Source organism: Streptomyces taklimakanensis, from assembly GCF_009709575.1.
Classification (GTDB): Bacteria; Actinomycetota; Actinomycetes; order Streptomycetales; family Streptomycetaceae; genus Streptomyces; species Streptomyces taklimakanensis.
Genome location: NZ_WIXO01000001.1, coordinates 5,873,221 through 5,891,985, shown reverse-complemented (window position 1 = coordinate 5,891,985; position 18,765 = coordinate 5,873,221). Strand labels below are relative to the sequence as shown.

The following is an 18,765-nucleotide window of genomic DNA, read 5'->3' as shown; positions in this document are numbered from 1 at the left end:
CGCGTGGGCGCGACGGTGGGGCGGGACGTGTGCCGCTGGTGGGGAGGGCGCGTTACCAGCCGGCCTTCACGCTGCCGTACGCCCGCCGGCAGGTGGCGTTGGTGGCTTCGACGGAGAGCGTCCGCATGGCGTTGCCCCACACCTTTTTGGCCACGGTCTCCAGGCCCCGGGTCTCCGCCGGGATGGTCGGCGCGTACTTCTTGAGCGCTCCGATAGCCGCGGTGGTGAACTTCGTGCACGCCAGGCCGTCGGTGTTCTGGTAGCGGGTGTCCAGATTCCGGGCCACGGCCGCCCCGTTCGTGGTGGCCCACTTGTTCCACGCCGCGCACGCTGTCTCGGTGAGCGCCTTCTGGTCGGTCTCGCCGAGCGCGGCCAGCTCGTCGAGGATGGCGGTCTTGGCCTTGTCGGGGACCGTGAACTGCTGGGCGGGGAACTTGTCCTGGGCCTCCGTGAGGGCCGCCTGGCACGCGGGAGGCAGTTCCACCGCCTGGGCGGGAGAGTGCCCCACCAGCAGTGTGGCGGGGATCACGGCGGCGGCGACGACAAAGCGCCGGAGAGCACGATGAACGGTCATGACAGGAGCTGCTCTCTGTGAGGGGATGTTCGAAGCGGGCCCGGACAGCAGCCCACACGGGTAAACGATCAATGCCCTCGCGGGTCACGTCCCCGCTCTCCGGGCGAAACGCCTCGCCGGCCGGACGTGGAGAAGGATCAACCGGCGAAGGCCCGGCCGTCCTCGGGGGAATTCCGTGCGCGTTGCGGTGGACGGCGAGTCCGCGGAACTCACCCACCCCGGGGTGGGAACGAGCGGTCAGGGGCGAGAGCGAGCGCCGCCCCCCAGACCGAACGCCGATAACGCGTTGGGCACCGCGCCGCCGATCGGGTGGCACCCCTCGTCGGGATGTCCCTCGGTGACCGACTCGCTCGTGAACGATCTGCGCCCAGCCGCCGTCATGACTCCTGCCCGCCGAGCCGAGCGGTGACGAGCCAGCCCCGGCCGGTGCCCTCGATCGTCGGGTCGAAGGCCGGCGGCGTCGGGCGCCCGAATGTCCCGACGACCACTCGGATGTCGTGCACCGTTGCCTCCCAACCGTGGCCTTCGAGCCACGTGTCCAGGTCGCCGGTGGGCCCGCCCCGCCAGAGCTCCACCAACTCCGGCGAGATCGCACCCCGCGCGGCACGCAGCACGTCGGAGTCCTCGATGTGGTCGCCGGCCAGCTCGCTGCCCGGCGCGGACAACTCGGTCACCCGCTCCAGCAGCAGATCCGCGGCCTCCTGCGGCAACCCGTACAGAATGCCCTCGACCAGCCACGCGGTGGGTACGTCCGGCTGGAAACCGGCCTCCCGCAGGGCCTGCGGCCAATCCTCGCGCAGGTCCGCCGCCACCTCCACGTGCTCGCAGCGTGGCACGGCTCCGCTGCCGACGAGCGCATGCCGTTTGAAGCCCAACACGTCGGCGAAGTCGAGTTCGAACACTCGCGTTCCGATCGGCCAGTCCAGCCGGTACGGGCGTGCGTCCATCCCCGAGGCAAGCAGCACGACCTGACCGCACGGCCCCCCGGCGGCGTCCAGCAACGACTCGTCCAGGAACCGCGTCCGCACCGCGACCTGATCGGCCACCAGCTCGAGGAACCCCGTCCCCGTCGCCGGCCCGACCGACCACTTGGCCGGATCGACACCGGCCGCGGCGAGGAACCTCCCCGCGTACGGGTCCTCGAAGAGCCGGTCGGGACGGTCGTTCTCCTTCGCCCGCAACGCCGCCACACCCAGCGACGTCTCACCGATCCCGCTCAACGAACGAGAACCCTCCGGCTGCTGCGATGCTGCCTTGCCCACTGCTACCTCCTGCGAAAAGAACGAACATTCAAGTCGTGCTGAACTGTCGAACACCATCGAGTGCTTCCCTGCGGGCCACCCGCGCGAGTGCGCAGGGGCGCCGCGGAAGCGGCGATTCCTTAACCTCCCGGCGCACGCCTGCTCAAGGCCGTGCGCCGGCAGCTCGCCCCCGACAGTCCGCTACAGCTGCCGGGGGCGAGGTCTTGGGTGCCGGAGCGAAGCCGGCCGCTTGGTCGGTCCGACGGCACGGGCCGGTCACGACCGCCAGGGCGGTGAGCGGCGTGAAGACGTCCGGCGCCGGCCGGACCGCGACGGCCCGGGGCAGCGCGGAGGCGCCACCGAAGGCGGGTCCGGAGGCAACGGCAACGGCGTAGGCGATGTTCCGCGCCTGCGGCGAGGCGGCGGTCGTCAGGAGCGCGGTGCCGAGGCCGTTCATGGCTGCTTCCTTCCGGCGGTGACTGGTTCCCGGGCTGCGAAGGTGTGTGGCCGGTCAGCGTCCGCGGGGCGTTGGCCCCGGCCGGTGTCCGTGGTCGCGGTGCCGGGCGGGCACCCGGAGCCCGGTCGGCCTCAGGCGACGCTCGAGGCGGGCCGTACTCCACCGGCGGGCTCGGGCCCGCCGGTGGTGCGGCGGCGCTTGACCGGCTCACCGAGCCGGATCAGGGACAGCCCGAGCAGGGCCCAGACGCCGAGGGTGAGCAGAGGTCCGCCGACGGCGTTGCCGTCGAAGTAGGCGACCGAACGGAGCAGCTGTCCGCCGGCTCCGGGCGGCAGCAACTGGCCGAGGGTGGCGGCCGGCTCGGGCAGGAGTTCCGGAGCGGTGGAGACGCCGGAGAAGGGGTTGCCGAGCAGCATCACCAGCAGCGAGCCCAGACCGATTCCCCCTGTGCCGAGCAGCGCCGCCAGACCTGCGACCGTCGCACCGCCGGCCAGGACGACGAGCGCGAAGGCACCGGCCTCGGCCCACCAGTTGCCGGCCAGCGCGCCGAGCCAACTGTGCGCGATACCGGCGGCGACGAGCCCGATCGTGGTGGCGGCGCCGAGGACGGCGGTCGCAGCCCGGGTACCGCGCAGGCCGAGTGCGGTGACGGCGCCGCCGATGGCGATGCCGGCCAACGCCATCGGCAACACGCTGGAGCCGAGCGCGGTGCCTCGTGCGTCCTCCTTGGGCAGCGGGACAACGTCCTTGGCCGGCACGGGCCGGCCGTCTTGTCCGCCGACGGCATCGGTGAGCAGCTGCGCCACGGCCGGGCCGGCGGCGGAGGCGGTCAGCAGTTGCGGTCCCTGCCGGGTGACCACGACGGCGCCGTAGATGTCGCGCTCTTCGATGGCGGTGCGGGCGGCGTCTTCGTCCGCGTAGGTGTGCACCTCGAAAGCGCCGTCGTGCCGCTCCAGCTGCGTCTTGACCGGTGCGGTGGCCTGGGCGGGCCCGGCGACGCCGAGTGGCAGGTCCCGTGGCTCGAGGCGGGCGTTGGGCCACAGGAAGGCCCACAAAGCGGACGCGATCACGGTGGGGATCAGGAGGACGACGGCGATCATGCTACGTCCGTGCGACATGGGGAGGCCCCAATCGATCAAAGAAGGATCGTTCGTTTTACGTTCTCACTCTGTGACGACCTGGAGCCGCTTGTCAAGAAGGAACGTTCGTTTTAACCTGCGGAACATGGCACGCGTATCCCAGGCACACCTCGACGCCCGGCGTCAGCAGATCATCACCGGCGCCCGCCGCTGCTTCACCCGCAACGGCTTCCACGCCACGTCCATGCAGGACGTCTTCAAGGAGACGGATCTGTCGGCCGGCGCCGTCTACCGCTACTTCGGCAGCAAAGAGGAGCTGATCCAGGCGGTGGCCGTCGAGGCGTTCACCTCGATGCGCGAGGCCTTCGCCGGCGCCACCCGGGACACCCCGACACGCCCGCTCGACGAAGTGCTCAGCGGCGTGCTCAGCCGTGTGCTGGAAGAGCAGGCGCACCGGGCGGGCACCGAGAGTACCGGTGCCTTCGCCAAGCTGATCCTGCAGGTGTGGGGTGAATCCTTGCGCAATGAGCCGCTCGCCATCACCCTCCGGCAGGGGTACGAGGACATGCACGTGGTGTGGAGCGAGCTGGTCCGGACCTATCAGCGCGCGGGTCGACTGCCCGCCGACGTCACCACCGACCACGTCGTACGCACCCTGATGGCCTTGGCACAGGGATTCATCGTCCAGCAGGCCCTGTTCGGCGACGCCAGCAGCGAGATCCTGCGCAACGGACTGCACACACTGATGACGGCGAACGCCGACGTCCAGTAGTGCTTCGTTCCCGTCTCCGCTGGAGTGGGGGTTGTCCCTACCCGAGGAGTGGGCCGAGGACCAGCAGCGGCGTCGGCGGGCTCGGGTGCCCCAGGAGATCGCCCGGTCTGGCACCGCCGGGCCGTGGCAGCCTGCGTATGGTGGGCCTGGGCCACCCGCCCTGCCCCGCTACCGTGAGGCCGCCAGGCCGCTGACCTCGTTGGTCGCCCTGGCGCCCGCTCCCGGGAGGCCACCTGGCGGCAGGGCGGCAGGGCGGCAGAGGCACGATGACCTCGCACTTCGCCGTGCTCGACCAACTCGTTCCGTCCTCGCGCCCCAGGATGAAAGGGGGGTTCGGTGAAATGAACCATGGGAAGTGGCGTGAACAAGGCGGTCGGCAGGTGGTCGGGCTCGCGGCCCCGCTCGTGGACGGGAGGGAAGGCGGCGGCCCGCGAACCCGACACCATTTGCGGATGTGGCCCGCGGGGGCACGTTGTCAGGTTCGTGCCCCCGCGGGCTGCTTGATGGCCGCCTTCAGGCGGTGGTGGTGATGCGCCGGACCGCTTCGCTCGTCAGGGCGCGTTCGTGCGGTGCGGTGTCGAGCGCTCGGTGGAGGGTGAGTCCCTCGATGAGCGCGTCGAGCTGGCGGGCGGTGTCGGCGTCGAAGTGCCGCCGCAGCAGGTCCCGGCTGCGGGCCATCCACGTCCGGGTCAGTTCGCGGTACTCGGGGCGCCGGGCGGCGAGGGTGTAGAGCTCCTGCGTGAGGACGAGGTCGCGCTGCGGACCGTCGGAGATCGCGTGGACGAGGTCGGTGACGGCCTGGCGCGCCTGCTCCGTGTCGCCTGCGGTGACCAAGTGCTGTTCGAACACCGTCACGATGTGCTCGGCGAAGCGGGTGAAGGCTTCGCGGAGTAGGTCGTCGATGCCGGTGAAGTGGTAGGTCATCGAACCGAGCGGCACGCCGGCGCGGGCGGCGATCTTGCGGTGGGAGACGCCGGCGACGCCCTCGGCGGCGATGTGGTCGAGGGTGGCGGCGAGGATACGCTCGCGCCGCTGCGGATCGGTGTGTCCGGTGGCCATCGGGAAAGGGCTTTCAGAGGTCGCGGACGGGGCGGGCGGGGGCGCCCACGGCGACGACGTCGGCGGGGATGTTCTTGGTGACGACCGAGCCGGCGCCGACGACGCTGTTGTCGCCGATGGTCACGCCGGGACAGACGATGACGCCACCACCGAGCCAGACGTTGTCGCCGATGGTGATGGGGAGGGCGGCTTCCAGCTTGTCGCGTCGGGGCTGGGGCTCCAGGGGGTGGGTGGGGGTGAGGAGTTGGACGTTCGGGCCGATCTGGCAGTCCTCGCCGATGGTGATCGCGGCGACGTCCAGCGCGGTGAGGTTGTAGTTGACGAAGGTGCGGGCACCGATGGTGATGTTGCTGCCGTAGTCGACGAACAGTGGCGGGCGCACCTCGATCCCCTCGCCCGCGGAGCCGAGCAGTTCCTCCAGGGTCGACCGGGCCTCGGCGGGGGCGTCCAGGTAGACGGCCTGGTAGCGGGCGGCCAGCCGCATCGCGCGGTGCTGCCTGTCGGCGATCTCGGGGTCCTCTGCGATGTAGAAGTCGCCCGCGAGCATGCGTTCCAGGTTGGAACGCGGGTCGTCGGCGAAGTAGTCCGTCATGTGTACGAGCGTACGCTTCGAAAGGTACGTTCGTACATCCCGCCGACCGGCAAGGGGGAGGGCTTTCCGGTCGGCGGGAGGCCACAGCAGCCGGCGGGCCTGCCGCGTGGCCCACGCCGCCGTGGGGTGGGCGGTGACGCCCGGGGTGTGCGCGGTGCGGGTGCGGATCCCCATCACGAACACGGCGTACAGCCGCCGCGGGTTGATCATGTCAACGTGAGAGAAGTCCGTGGCGGGCGCCCCTCGCCCTGGGCCTTGAGGAAGGCGGCCCGCTCGCGCCGGGCAGGCTGCCGACGGGGCGCGGGTCCCAGCCCGGCTTCGCGCGGGAGACGGCGCACGGTGGCCGGACTGATCCTGTGTCCGAGTCGGCGCGGTTCGCCGTGGACGTGGCGGAAGCGTCGGCACGGGTTCTCGACGCCGAGCCGGATGGTCCGGTCGCGCGGTTCGGGGGTGCCGGATCGTCTTGCGGTCCTCGGCGTGCCGGCTCACGGCGGCCTCGGCGTTGGCAGGGTTCACCGGCCGGCTCGTCACACGGGCGCGTCCTCCGCGTCGGCCTTGGCCTCGCCCGGGTGGAGGTCGGCGATCCCTCGCATCGCGAGCCCGGACAGGTAGGCGACCTGGCAGCCCGCGTCCCGGGCGACGGTCAACGGCAGGACGCCGACGGAGGCGGGCTGGTCCACGATCACCAGGGCGGCGCCGAACTTCGCGGTCGGCTTCCGGCCCCGGGGGCCGGAGCCCTTGCGGACTGCCGGAACAGGTCCTGGAAGAACTGCTGGAGCAGGAGATCGAAGCGGTGCGGTTGCCGTGACCGGTGGTCCGCACCGTCCGGGCCTGTCTCCAAACCCGGCCGACAACCGGGGGCGTGGCAGTCGGACGTCAAGGTCCGCTCTCGTCCCCCGGGTCGTTCGGCATGGTCCCGGCCCGCCGTCACAGACCCAGCGGCGGCAGTTCGCGGGAGGCGTCCGAAGGGCCGTCGCGCAGCGACTCCCGCAAGGCGGCGCGCAGGGAGCGTTTGGCGACGACCCGCGCCTTCGGCATGTCGGCCAGAATCTCGTACCCTTCGCCGTACTCCGCGGGCAGCGCCGGCAGTCGCAGCGCCTTGAGGGTGGCGTCGAGCGGGGCGCGGTCCGTACCGGGGTCGCGCAGCGCGGCAGCGACGAGGCGCTCGTCGGCCTTGGGGAAGGCCGACGTGAGAGCGGCGGCGGTCTCGGCGGCCTCCTGCTGGATTGGGATCCCCTCGGGGCCCTGCCAAAAATGTGACATCAAGACCTTGCGGTCACGCACCAGAACCAGTCCGTACCGGTCGACGCACCGGGACACGACGAGCACGGGCCAGGGTTCACCGGTCGTGAACGACTGGGCGAGCCGTTCGAGGCCGCCCTCACCGAGGAGGGCACGGCGCAGGCCGCGCCGCCGGCCGCGCCCTCTGGTGTCCGGTTCCTGTGAGGGGGCGGTCTCGACGAGGGTGATGCCATTGCCGAGCGGCGCCGTGCGGTAGGTGACGCCGGTGAGCAGCACGGCCTTGGCGACCTGAGTGGCCGTCGCAGGCACCAGGGCGAGCTCCCGGCGGGCGCCGCCCGCGTCCACGGCGGCCGTCGCCGTCTCCGGCGAAGGCACCGAGCCGCCGAAGAACGGGGTCTCACGGGCCACTTGGGCGCGCACTCCCTTACGGAGTTCCAGGAACGTCGGCAGCCCGTCGAGGTAATCCCACGGGAAGGCGGTGACGTGCCGCCCGATGGCCCGGAAGACGTCAAGGATCTCGGTGGCCGGCCGGCCGTCACGGATCATCGCCCAGGCCAGGTGGTTGCGGACACGGGCCAGTTGCGGATCGCCGACGGGGCGGGCCGCCGAGAGGGCGCGGGCAGCGGCGATCGCGGCGTCCACACGGTCCTGGCCGATCGGCCCGTACTTGGTCGCCGCGTCGCCGGCCGGCCGTTCGTCCAAGACGAGTTCGGACAGTGCCACGACCGGCAGCCCGCGCAGCTGGTGACCTTCCGGGCTCGCGGCCGCGACCCGCTCGGCGTACGCGAACATCTCCTCGTGGGAGCCGTACCACTTGGCGGCGAGGAACTGCACGGCGCGCGCGTGGACGGCCCAGTTGTGGGGGTCCATCGCCAGGGCGTTCGCGAGGTGGTCCTCGAACTCCGCCCGGGACGCAGCGGCCCCGGTGTCGTGCCGGAGGACGGCGACCCACGGCGTGGGATCCCCCTGGTTCAAAGCGACCGCCTCTTCGAGAACCGGCACGGCGTCGGCGAGAAGCGCGTGGAAACCGGCGAACTGCTCGGTCGAAACCTCCGAGGCCCGCGCCCCGGTCCGCACCGACCAGGCCTGTGCGACGGCCGCCTCGGCGCGGACAAGAGCCAGATCACGGTCGCGGAACTTCCGTGCACACCAGTCGTCCAGTTGGCCGGGGCTGTCGAGCAGGGTGTCCGCGAACGCCCTGGCGGCATCGGCCCGGGTGGCCCAGTCGGACTCCGCGCGGGTGACCGCGAGCAGCTCCTCCGCGGGGGCGTACCGCCCCCGCCGCAAGGCATCACAGGCCGCCCGCACACGCGGTTCCGGGGCGTCGAACGCCATCTCGTCGTCGGCCGGAAGACCGACCGCGGTCGCACCGTAGTGGCGCAGCAGCCGAGGAACTCCCAGCAGACCGGGCAGACGTCCCATGGCGACTCCTCACAAGACCGGACGCGAACGATCTTGTCAGGGTACGGGGTCGCCGGCGCGGTACGGACGGCAGTGCCCCCTGCCTCGGCGACGCTGGGCGATCACATCTCGGCCGATGCCACTCCCCGGGTCTCGGGCGGGGCCGCGCCGTCCTCGGCTTGCCGGTGCGGTCGAGGTCGCCGCCGCACGGTGCACGGCCCAAAAGGCCCGACCTCCAGGCCATCGGCGCGTAGGCGGTTCCGTCCCACTCCTGCGGCGTCTGCCAAACCGAGCGGTCCGGTGAGGCCGTTGTTGTCGATGGGGTCGCCGCTCGCGTAGAGGCAAGGGTTGGTCTCCTGGCCGCTGGAGTCGGGTTGGGTGAAGCGGCCCCGGTACGGGACGCGGACCGCGCCCCTGGCGCCTCGGTAGCCCTTGTCCGCCCAGCACGTGACGCCGACCGTCGTGAGAACACCGATGATGCCGTGCCCCCATCGGTCGGCAGCAGCGTGCCGTCCAGCAGCGCGAACGTGGACACGTCCAGTCCGGACGGGTGGACAAGCACACGAAGCCTCTGGTGGAGACGGTTCTTCTTGGTCGAAAACCCGTCTACCAGGGGCTTCGCCTGTCTGTCAGCCCAACCAGCCCCCTCGGCGGTCAGGTTGGAAAACGCTCAGTGCCCCTGTGCCTGCTGCCGCAGAGCGGCGATGCCGTCGGCGATGGTGGGGTCCTGCCCGGTTCCGCTGCGGACGCAGACGAGGATCCGCCTGAACGGCGGTGGGTCCCCGCGGAGGCGTACGCGCGCGACGTCGAGACGTGGGGGAGGGACCAGGCGCGGAACGAGGCACACCCCGAAGCCATGGCTCACGAGAGAGAGCACCGCATGCCACGCGTCGGCCCTGTGGACGAACTTCGGGGCGAACCCGGACGCGGAGCACAGGGACTCGATGAGCCGGGTGTGGTCGTGGTGCGGGGCGATCCAGTCCTCGGTCGAGGCATCCGCCAGATCGACGGTGCTCTGTGTCGCCAACCGATGATCGGCGGGCACAGCGAGGTCCATGAGATCGTCCATCAGTACGGACTGTTCGAAGCGTGGATCGTCCAGGGGTGGCCCCCCTGGCAGAGGAGTCAGGACAGCCAGGTCGATCTCTCCGGCCAGCAGCTTTTCGTAGCACTCCTGCGTCCCCGCCTCCTGGAGGAACGTCCTGGTCGGATACTCGGCCTGGTTCAGGCGCCTGGCCGCAGGAGCCAGCAGAGTGTCGATGCTGGTGGCGAACCCCCCGAGGGACAGTGTCCGCCGAGGGCTTCCGGCCTCTTCGGCCAGCTCGGAGACTGCTCGCTCCCACTGCGAGCACAGCAGGTCGGCATGGCGCAGCAGGACGTGTCCCGCGGCGGTGAATTGGACCCGGCGTCCCTCGGCCCGTAGCAAGTCGGCGCCCGCCTCCGCCGCGAGTCGCCGTAGCTGCTGCGAAACAGCCGACGGTGACATGTGCAAGGCCCGAGCCGTCGCGGTGACCGTGCCCTGGACGTACAGAACGCGGAGAGTCCGAAGAAGCTGGAGATCAACCATGCAGTAATTCAATAAGATCACATGCGTAAATGTGCGATGGACGCGTACGGATTTCTTGCCGATCCTGAAGGCATGAGCGCCCCGTCGAAAGCCGAGGAAACGTGTTCCATATGTGGCTGGTCGCTGAGGCAGCCCCTCAGCGTCCTCTCCCGCCACCGAGTGATGGACGGCGTCCTCACCTACGTCCGGTGCGCATGTGGCCGGCTGCACGCATGGCTCGACCCCGCCTCCCAACGCGAGCCACGCCTTGTGGCGAGCGGAGGCAGCCCTTCCTTCCGACTTCCGAGCTCTCGCCACCCGCAGAGCCGAGACGGACACGGATGGAGGAGAACCTTGTGAGGTCTCCAGCCGACCCCGCATCCGGGCGCGCCTCGCCCGCCGAAGACTCCGGCCCGGCAGGGCACCGGGTCGCACGTTCGGTGCCCGCTCCGCTCCTCGTGCTCACCAGCGTCGTCAGCGTGCAGACCGGGCAAGCCATCGGCAAAGGGCTCTTCGGTGCCGCCGGAGGACCGTGGGGCGTAGTGGCGATCCGGCTGACCTTCGCCGCCCTTCTCCTTCTGGCCTGGTGGCGGCCACGCCTGCCGCGGGAACGCACCGACGTCGTGCTCATCCTGGCCTTTGGCACGGCCATCGCCGGAATGAATCTCGGCTACCTGGCGATGAAGTACATGCCCCTCGGCGTAGCGATGACCATTCAGCTCATGGGGCCGCTCGTCGTCTCGCTGTGTGCCGCCAGGCGCATGGTGCATCTGCTGTGGGGACTTCTGGCCGTCACGGGTCTGGTGCTTTTCACCTCCCCGGGCACCGCCGACGCGCCGCCCGCGATCGGCCTGCTCTTCGCCGTCGGATCCGCGATCTCCATGGGCTCCTACCTCCTGCTGAGCAAACGAACCGGGGCACGGATGTCAGGGGGCCAACCGCTGGCCCTGGCCGTTGCCTGGGCGGCCGTGCTCACCCTCCCCTTCGGCGTCCTGGACAGCGGCAGCCGCATGCTCGAAGCTGGCGTCCTATGGGTGGGCCTGGCCGTCGCCGTGCTGTCCGCGGCGGTTCCCTATTCCCTGGAACTCGCGGCGCTCCGGCACCTGCCTGCCCGCACGGTCGGTGTTCTGCAGAGCCTTGAGCCCGTCGCCGCAGGGATCGCCGGACTCCTCCTGCTCGGTGAGCACCTGGGAGGTCACCAGTGGCTGGCCATCGTGTGCATCTCCGCAGCATCAGCCGGCACCGTGGCCACCCATGAGACGCCCCCGGCCACCCACAGCGGAACCCGAAGCCGCAAAACGTCCGGTGTGACTTCCGATCGGGGGAAGGTACGCCGATGACCGGTACGAACGTGACCAAACCCGAGTCCGTCACAGTTCATCGACAAGCCGGTCATTGTGGTCCGACCCGATGCGGCCCGGGCCGCGGCAGAACATGGATGCGCAAGAGTTCCCGCGCCGTCTTCTCTACGGCAGTGGCCTGGGCGCCCCCGCCCCTGGTTCCCGGATCCGGCCGGGTCTGCCGCGAGTTGGTGGCGACTCCCCACACGGTGATGAACTTCACCGGGAAGACCTCGGTGAGGAGTTGCGTCGGGGGCAGCCCGGCGCGAGTGCTCGCGTACCCGTTCGTGTGGCGCGATACCGACCGCGGTGGGCGGTGGGCACGGCCCACCGGCACCACCGGGTGGTCGTCGTAGGCGGCGGCAAAGGGGTGAACCGTTTTTTCGTGGCGGTTCGGTCGCCTCCTTGAAGGTACCCGGCGGCGGGAGGTGATGCGTGTGGCTCCTCGAAACCTCCAGATCGACGAGGACGAGCGGTTCCAGCGCGGTGAGTGGGCCTTCGAGCGCGGTGCCTGGGTAGTGCTGACCATGATCGTCGTCGCGGCGTTGGCCAGCCTCTTCGGTGGCCTCGGAATCTTCCACTCCGAGCGGGCGTCGGCCGCTTCGGGGGCGGTGACGGTGGAGTACCCGGGGCTGACCCGCTACACGGCCACGACCGAGTTGCAGATCACCACGGGCACCGCGGCCGTGTCCGAGGGCGAGGTGATGTTGACGCTCTCCTCGGACTGGGTGGACGGGGCCGACATCGACCGGGTGACTCCCGAGCCGGACACCTGGGAGAGCACCTCGGACGGGCTGCGCCTGACCTTCCCCGCCGAACAGGCCCCGCCCGAGGTCCAGGTCTCCTACCGCCCCGATGTCATCGGCCTCCACTCCGGCACGGTCACCGTCGGAGAGTCCGGTCCCGAAGTCGGCTTCCGGCAGTTCGTCTACCCCTGAGCCCGTCAGAAGGAGGCCGCCGTGGATACGGTGGTACGTGCGCTTGTCGTCTACCTGATCGTGTTGTTGCTGCTGCGGGCCGGGGGGAAGCGGTCGCTGGCCAGCATGAACACCTTCGACCTGGTCCTGCTGTTGATCATCAGCGAGGCCACCCAGCAGGCACTGTTGGGGGACGACTTCTCCCTGACCACTGCGGCCCTGGTCATCACCACCCTGATCACGGTGGACCGGCTCACCGACTACCTCGGCTTCCGTTTCCCGGCCTTCTCGCGGGTCACCGACAGCGTCCCGCTGGTCGTGGTGGACGACGGGCGGCTCCTTGAGGACCGGCTGAAACGGCTGCACATCGACGAGGCCGACATCCTCGCTGCCGCACGGCAGAACCAGGGCCTGGAGCGCATGGACCAGATCAAGTACGCCGTGCTGGAGAAGGAAGGCAGCATCAGCATCGTTCCCCGGCGGTAACGGACCGAAAAAAGGCGCGCTTCCGAGTTCGGCCCAGGAGTGTGGACCTTCCCCGTGGAGGGCTGCCCCGCACGGACGCGCGAGTGCCACGTGTCGCCGTTCGGCGCCCCCGGTGGGTCCCCTTGCGCTTGGCCTGGGGTCCTTCAGTGGGACCGGAGTGCGCTTCTTCCCCCCGTACGTCCCTCGCCAGGTGAGTGTGGTTTCGTCCGTCATGGGTGCTCCCCTGGGCGGGCACCCACGGACAGTTCTCCTCGACCTTGACGGTCGGGAGGGTGGCCGGCTTCCCGTCGAGCGTGGTGCCCGTGGCGGGTGTCCGAACGACGGCGAGTGCAGTGGTGCGGGCGCGCAGGGCGGGGCTCCTGGTCGTGATGGTGCGGTGTCGGGCCATCTTGTCCGGATTCAGGTTCCACGTACGAGCTGTGTGACTTCTCCGTGACGCTCTGGTCGGATCCTTGTGGCCTTGCCCGGCCGTGCGGATCCCCCGCCGGTGTGGCGGGAGAGGGCAACGGTCGGTCCGGCTCCCCACCGGTCGGCACCGGCCCGCCGAGGGGCGCGCTCCCGTAGACTCGACGGCACGGCCGTCCCGCGAACCGTTCGGAGTCCCCGTGCCGCACCACTCCCACCAAGCGGACGGACTGTTCCCCGTGGACGACCTGCTGCCGCCCGCGCCCTCCGGAGCGGTCCGCCGCCCGGCCTCCGCAGCCGCCTTCCGCGGCTCCCCCGCGGCGCTCCGGATGCTCGACGTGCGGGAGATATACGCGGAGCCGGAAGCCGCCGCCTCCGAGCGCGGCCGGGAGATCATCTCGCGCTTCCCCCACGCCCGGGTCACCGACGTCGCCTCGCACTGGCGGATCCCGCGTCTCCACGGCGCCGAGGGCAACGCCGCGCGCTGGGTCCGGGTCAAGACCGACACGCTGGTCCTGGGGGTGAAGAAGACGCTCACCCTGCGTCCCAACGGACGCTCGGCCGACTGGATCGCCCCGAGCCCCTCCAACGGCTGCGCCATGGCCTGTGCCTACTGCTACGTGCCCCGCCGCAAGGGGTACGCCAACCCGATCACCGTCTTCACCAACACCGGGGAGATCGTCGGCCGCCTCGCCCGCCACATCGCGGCGCAGGGCCCCAAGCGCGTCCCCAACCAGTGCGACCCCGACGCGTGGGTGTACGACATCGGGGAGAACGGCGACTGCGCGGTGGACGCCCTGATCTGCGACAGCACCGCGGAACTGGTCGCCGCCTTCCGGCAGTGGCCGACGGCGAAGGCGTCCTTCGCCACCAAGTTCGTCAACCCCGATCTGCTGGCGTTCGACCCGCGCGGCCGCACCAGGATCCGCTTCTCCGTCATGCCGGCCGCCGACTCGCGGTTGCTGGACATCCGCACCAGCCCGGTCGCCGCGCGGATCGCCGCCGCCGGCGACTTCCTGGAAGCCGGGTACGAGGTGCACTTCAACCTCTCCCCGGTGGTGGTACGCCCGGGCTGGGAGGCCGCGTGGACGGAGCTGCTGCGGGAACTCGACGACGTCCTGCCCCGGGCGGTGAAGGAGCAGGCGGCGGCCGAGGTGATCATGCTCACCCACAACCGGGACCTGCACGAGGTCAACCTGGAGTGGCATCCGCGTGCCGAGGAGGTGCTGTGGCGGCCGGACCTCCAGGAGGGCAAGCGCTCGGAGAACGGGAGCTGGAACGTGCGCTACCGGGCCGGCGCCAAGCGGGAGGCGCTGGAGCGGCTGCGCGGACTGGTCGCCGCACACGCCCCGTGGCTGGACATCCGCTACGCCTTCTGACCCCGGAGTCCCCGGTGGGGTGGGGCTGGGTCGGCCCCCGGGCCGGCGCGGCCCCGCGGCACGTCGTCCACCCGCCGGCGCAGCGGGCACGGCCGCGAACCGGTGTGGACCGTCGCTCACCCATCCCCTCGTCGTCGAGGAGCAGGAGAGGTACGGCGAGTTCTTCGACATCCCGGCCCCGGCGGCCGGGACCACCTCGTCCACCACCACCCCGGCGTGCGTCTGGTCGTTCCCGACGCCGGCGCCAGGACACCGCCCAACGCCGGCACCATCGCCGCGGACTCCCCCGTCACGCCCCGACGGCTGCGACCCCGATCTCGGCCTCCTGCGGGAACAGCACGACGCCCGGCGGGTCGGTGAACAGCTCACTGACCACCACAGCATCGCAAAGCAGCCGGGCAAGCAGCCCGCGCCGACCGGTAACGGCGGTCACCGCCGCCGCTCCGGCCCGGGGAGGATCCGGCAGAGCCCGGGGGGCGCGACCGGCCGGCTGCGCCACTCGCGCGGATAGCCGAGCGACACCTCGCGGTGAGGCACCCCGTCGCAATCGATCGTGCGCGGGATGTGCAGATGTCCGTACACGACGGTGGTCGCGCGGTACCGCACGTGCCAGTCGGCTGTGGCTTCGGTGCCGCACCACAGCGCGAACTCCGGGTAGCGCAGGATGCGGGTGGGCTCCCGCACCAGCGGGAAGTGGTTGACGAGCACGGTGGGCAGTGCGGGATCGATCCGGTCCAGCCGCGAACGGGTATAGGCCAGTCGCGCCCGGCACCACGCCTCACGGCCGGGATACGGGTCGGGGTGCAGCAGGTACTCGTCGGTGGCGACCACGCCGGCCGCATGGGCGACACCGAGCGCCTCTTCCTTGGTGTACGTGCCTTCGGGTCGGAACGTGTAGTCGTACAACACGAACAGCGGCGCGATCACGGCCGGCCCGCCGGCGCCCTGCCACACCGGATAGGGGTCCTCGGGCGTGACCACGCCGAGACCACGCAGGGTCCGGACCAGGTGCAGATAGCGCTCCTCGCCACGGAGCTGAACCGGATCCTTCGGCGGGGTCCACAGTTCGTGGTTGCCGGGGGTCCAGACGACCTTGGCGAAGCGATCGTTCAGTGTCCCGAGCGCCCATACGATGTCGTCGAAGATCTCGGCGACATCTCCGGCGACCACCAGCCAGTCATCGTCCGAGTCCGGTCGCAGACCTTCGACGATGTCGCGGTTCGCGGCATGGCGGACGTGGAGGTCGCTGATGGCGAACAGATTCATCTCAGCGCACCCGCCGCACCGTGACGACCGCGCTGCTCGTCCTCGTACACACCGCTCCCCCGTCCGTGTCCCCTGCACGCGCTGCCTCCGCGCGTGTCCCGTCCTCGGCACCTCGCCCCTCGGTGCGGGGCGGCACGCGATCGCCCCACTCTACGCGCCCCGGTCCCGAAGGCTCGGGCCCATCGGAACCTCCCCCGGGCCTTGGCAGTTCATTCGCGCTCGTGCCGCGAGAGCGAGCAGGACCGCGCGCCGTCCGTGCAAAGAGGACCGTCGCTTTCCGTGGCACCCCGACCGTCTCGGCCTGCTCACGGTTCGGTGGGCCCTTCCGTCCAGCCTGGGAGCCAAGATCGATTGTCAGTGGTGGGTGGAACGGTAGGGGCATCGAGTCGGAAAGAGGGGGACTGTCGTGTCCGGAAGCCAGAACTACATCAATCACGTTGCTCTTGTGCTGGATGCCAGTTCGTCCATGTCACACCTGAGTCGCAAGGTCGTCGAAGTCGCGGACCAGCAGATCGCTTATCTTGCCCGTCGTTCGAGGGAGCTGGACCAGGAGACCCGCGTCACGGTGTACGTCTTCGCGGACAAGGTGGAGTGCGTCATCTACGACAAGGACGTACTGCGGATGCCGTCCCTGAAGCAGCTGTACCGGGTCGGTGGAATGACGGCTCTGCTGGCGGCCGCGCTGAAGTCGCAGCGGGAACTGGCGCAGACGGCTCAACTCTACGGTGACCACAGCTTCCTGACGTTCGTCCTCACCGACGGGCAGGAGAACGCAAGTCATCGCTGCCCGGATGCCCCCACCAGGAATCCGCGTGAACTGATCGGGGCCGTGGCCGAGATGATCAGGACGCAGGAGGACAACTGGACGTTGGCCGTCCTCGTGCCGGACCAGATGGGCAAGCGCGAGGCCATGCAGTGCGGTTTCCCGAAGGACAACATCGCCATCTGGGACGCCACGAGCACACAGGGCCTGGAGGAGGCCGGGCAGGTCATCCGGCAGGCCACGGAGAAATTCATGGTGGGCCGCACTCAGGGCATCCGGGGATCGCGGGCGGTGTTCTCCACGGGTGCGGAAGCGGTCAACAAGGACACCATCAAGGCGGCCGGCCTCACCCCGGTGAATCCGTCGAAGTACCAACTGATCCCGGTGGCCCGTGACGTGGCGATCCGGGACTGGGTCGTCGAATGCGGGCACACCTACCGTACCGGTGGCGCGTTCTACCAACTGAGCAAGTCGGAGAAGATCCAGGCGCGGAAGCGGATCGCGGTGCTGGAGAAGAAGACGGACCGGGTGTACACGGGGCCCGAGGCCCGGGCCCTGCTCGGCCTGCCGGACGTGGAAGTTCGCGTCAAGCCGGACCACAACGACGACTTCACGATCTTCGTGCAGAGCACCAGCGTGAACCGGAAGCTCGTGCCGAACACGCGGCTCCTGCTCATGCTCTGACGCCGGGAGGCCTCACCGGCTCCGGCCGGCCACGGTCCAGGGCCGCGTACAGCGCGCCGTGCCCGCGTCGGGGAGCTCGAATGGCGCGTCCGCGCGGCTGTCCGGGCGGTCGTGGAACTCGAATCGGGAGTGGGACGGCACGCCCGGTGCGACGGCAGCGAAACCTGCGGGAGCGAGACTCTTCACCAGCGGCCGTTCCCTCACGCGACGTCGCCTGACGCCTCGAAGCGTGAGGAACGGCCGTCCTGCCGTTCCCCGAAGGGCACCAGACCAGCGGGTCGAGCGAATCGGCGCGGTCAGGCGCCGAGCCGGGATCCCGCGGCGAAGCGGACGAAGCCGGCGATGCGGCAGCCGCGGCGCTGCTGCGGAGGGCAACGCGGGGAACGAGGCGGCAGCGTGGCAGTAGCGTGGCATTGGGGTGTCGCGGACCGTGCTCCGCGGTCCGTCGACGGCGGGCACGACGTGACGACAGTCGCCCCGCGCAACCACCGCCGCACACGGGTGAGGCGGAAGCGCACCGATCGGACCGGCAACCTTCCGTCACCGAGCCGCCTTCCTCGCGAGCGAGAGGGCGTAGTCCCCCTGCGGGTCGGTCCACCAGGAGTGCAGGCGCAGCCCGGAGGAGGCGAGTTCCCGCACGACACGCTCACGGCGGAACTTGGCGCTGACCTCGGTGCGCATTTCCTCCCCCTCGGCGAAGGACGCTTCGATGTCGAGGACGCGCACGACCTGGTCCCGCAGCGACCGCAGGCGCATCTCGATCCACTCGTTCTCCGCGTCCCAGACCGCGACGTGCGCGAAGGCGTCGGGGTCGACCTCGGCGCCGAGTTCCCGGGCGAGTACGTGCAACACGTTGCGGTTGAACCGCGCGGTCACGCCCGCCGCGTCGTCGTAGGCGGCGACCAACCGGGCCGGGTCCTTCACCAGGTCGGTGCCGAGCAGGAGGCCGTCCCCGGGTGCCATACTCCGCGCGAGGGTGCGAAGGAAGTGTGCGCGCTGCGCGGGGAGCAGGTTGCCGATGGTGCCGCCCAGGAAGGCCACCAGGCGGCGGCCGCCGGTCGGCAGCAGCGGCAGATGGCGCTCGAAGTCGCCGACGACGGCGTGCACCGCGACCGTGGGGTACTCCGCGGCCACCGCCCGGGCCGCTGCGGTGAGCACGGTCTCGTCCACGTCGAAGGGCACGTAGCGGCGCAGCGATCCGGCCTCTCCCAGCGCGTCGAGCAGCAGTCTGGTCTTCTCCGAGGTGCCGCTGCCGAGTTCGACGAGGGTGTCGGCCCCGGTCAGTTCGGCTATGTCGGCGGCGTGTGCCCGTAGGATCGCGCGCTCACGGCGGGTGGGGTAGTACTCCGCGAGTTCGGTGATCCGTGCGAACAGGTGCGAGCCCCGGGCGTCGTAGAACCACTTCGGCGGCAGCGCCTTGGGGATCGTGGCCAGTCCGGCTCGGACGTCGCCTTCGAGGTCGGCCCGCAGCGTCGACGGTGTCAGGTGGCGGTCCACACGGATCGCCGCACCGGCTCGCACCACGTCCGGCCTCCTCGCGCGGGCCGGGGAGTGAGGTCCGT

Annotated in this window: 16 protein-coding genes and 1 pseudogene; 6 read left to right on the top strand and 11 right to left on the bottom strand. The window is 70.6% G+C overall.

All coding sequences use genetic code 11. From position 1 onward, the window contains the following. Positions 1 to 52: 52 nt before the first annotated feature. The 3 genes from F0L17_RS25765 to F0L17_RS25750 all read right to left on the bottom strand — a co-directional run bounded on the left by F0L17_RS25765 (position 53) and on the right by F0L17_RS25750 (position 3,390). Positions 53 to 574 carry a hypothetical protein gene (locus F0L17_RS25765; protein ID WP_155072920.1) on the bottom strand — a complete coding sequence of 174 codons (522 nt, stop codon included), beginning with the start codon at positions 572 to 574 and terminating at the stop codon, positions 53 to 55. Between the two features lie 377 nt (positions 575 to 951). After that, positions 952 to 1,893: an SAM-dependent methyltransferase gene (locus F0L17_RS25755; RefSeq protein WP_155072918.1), complete on the bottom strand. Its 942-nt coding sequence runs from the start codon at positions 1,891 to 1,893 to the stop codon at positions 952 to 954. 510 nt (positions 1,894 to 2,403) lie between these two features. After that, positions 2,404 to 3,390: an ABC transporter permease gene (locus tag F0L17_RS25750; RefSeq protein WP_155072917.1), complete on the bottom strand. Its 987-nt coding sequence runs from the start codon at positions 3,388 to 3,390 to the stop codon at positions 2,404 to 2,406. A gap of 106 nt (positions 3,391 to 3,496) precedes the next feature. On the opposite strand from F0L17_RS25750, the gene F0L17_RS25745 reads away from it, so the two are divergent. Further along, positions 3,497 to 4,123 (top strand): TetR/AcrR family transcriptional regulator, encoded by a 627-nt coding sequence (locus F0L17_RS25745; RefSeq protein WP_155072916.1) that lies wholly within the window; start codon positions 3,497 to 3,499, stop codon positions 4,121 to 4,123. 513 nt (positions 4,124 to 4,636) lie between these two features. Here F0L17_RS25745 and F0L17_RS25740 read toward each other — a convergent pair. The 5 genes and pseudogenes from F0L17_RS25740 to F0L17_RS25720 all read right to left on the bottom strand — a co-directional run bounded on the left by F0L17_RS25740 (position 4,637) and on the right by F0L17_RS25720 (position 9,984). Beyond that, complete coding sequence (locus tag F0L17_RS25740) at positions 4,637 to 5,182, bottom strand: TetR/AcrR family transcriptional regulator (protein ID WP_155072915.1); 546 nt, start codon at positions 5,180 to 5,182, stop codon at positions 4,637 to 4,639. 13 nt (positions 5,183 to 5,195) lie between these two features. After that, complete coding sequence (locus tag F0L17_RS25735) at positions 5,196 to 5,774, bottom strand: sugar O-acetyltransferase (protein WP_155072914.1); 579 nt, start codon at positions 5,772 to 5,774, stop codon at positions 5,196 to 5,198. Positions 5,775 to 6,304: 530 nt separating this feature from the next. Then, positions 6,305 to 6,490: pseudogene (locus tag F0L17_RS25730) on the bottom strand (IS110 family transposase); the annotation flags it as partial. A gap of 211 nt (positions 6,491 to 6,701) precedes the next feature. After that, entirely contained in the window at positions 6,702 to 8,438 is a 1,737-nt protein-coding gene (locus F0L17_RS25725) for a hypothetical protein (RefSeq protein ID WP_155072913.1), read from the bottom strand. 649 nt (positions 8,439 to 9,087) lie between these two features. Next, a complete protein-coding gene (locus F0L17_RS25720; protein WP_155072912.1) occupies positions 9,088 to 9,984 on the bottom strand; it encodes a LysR family transcriptional regulator in 897 nt (298 codons plus the stop codon). A gap of 437 nt (positions 9,985 to 10,421) precedes the next feature. Between F0L17_RS25720 and F0L17_RS27890 the strand changes: the two genes are divergently transcribed. From F0L17_RS27890 to F0L17_RS25700, 4 genes are all read left to right on the top strand, one after another. Next, positions 10,422 to 11,303, top strand: a complete 882-nt coding sequence (locus F0L17_RS27890) for an EamA family transporter (protein WP_338018224.1) — start codon at positions 10,422 to 10,424, stop codon at positions 11,301 to 11,303. A gap of 437 nt (positions 11,304 to 11,740) precedes the next feature. After that, positions 11,741 to 12,241 carry a hypothetical protein gene (locus tag F0L17_RS25710; RefSeq protein ID WP_155072910.1) on the top strand — a complete coding sequence of 167 codons (501 nt, stop codon included), beginning with the start codon at positions 11,741 to 11,743 and terminating at the stop codon, positions 12,239 to 12,241. Between the two features lie 21 nt (positions 12,242 to 12,262). Then, positions 12,263 to 12,706: a YetF domain-containing protein gene (locus tag F0L17_RS25705; RefSeq protein WP_162466693.1), complete on the top strand. Its 444-nt coding sequence runs from the start codon at positions 12,263 to 12,265 to the stop codon at positions 12,704 to 12,706. Between the two features lie 605 nt (positions 12,707 to 13,311). Next, a complete protein-coding gene (locus tag F0L17_RS25700; RefSeq protein WP_420802455.1) occupies positions 13,312 to 14,490 on the top strand; it encodes a spore photoproduct lyase family protein in 1,179 nt (392 codons plus the stop codon). Positions 14,491 to 14,779: 289 nt separating this feature from the next. Here F0L17_RS25700 and F0L17_RS25695 read toward each other — a convergent pair whose 3' ends face one another. Next, positions 14,780 to 14,923 carry a hypothetical protein gene (locus F0L17_RS25695; protein ID WP_155072909.1) on the bottom strand — a complete coding sequence of 48 codons (144 nt, stop codon included), beginning with the start codon at positions 14,921 to 14,923 and terminating at the stop codon, positions 14,780 to 14,782. Continuing rightward, positions 14,920 to 15,756 carry a metallophosphoesterase family protein gene (locus F0L17_RS25690; RefSeq protein WP_155072908.1) on the bottom strand — a complete coding sequence of 279 codons (837 nt, stop codon included), beginning with the start codon at positions 15,754 to 15,756 and terminating at the stop codon, positions 14,920 to 14,922. The genes F0L17_RS25695 and F0L17_RS25690 overlap by 4 nt, the downstream gene beginning before the upstream one ends. Before the next feature lie 406 nt (positions 15,757 to 16,162). On the opposite strand from F0L17_RS25690, the gene F0L17_RS25685 reads away from it, so the two are divergent. Continuing rightward, positions 16,163 to 17,203, top strand: a complete 1,041-nt coding sequence (locus F0L17_RS25685) for a vWA domain-containing protein (RefSeq protein ID WP_162466692.1) — start codon at positions 16,163 to 16,165, stop codon at positions 17,201 to 17,203. 540 nt (positions 17,204 to 17,743) lie between these two features. On the opposite strand, the gene egtD is transcribed toward F0L17_RS25685, so the two are convergent. Beyond that, positions 17,744 to 18,727: an L-histidine N(alpha)-methyltransferase gene (gene egtD / locus F0L17_RS25680; protein ID WP_420802454.1), complete on the bottom strand. Its 984-nt coding sequence runs from the start codon at positions 18,725 to 18,727 to the stop codon at positions 17,744 to 17,746. Positions 18,728 to 18,765: the final 38 nt, after the last annotated feature.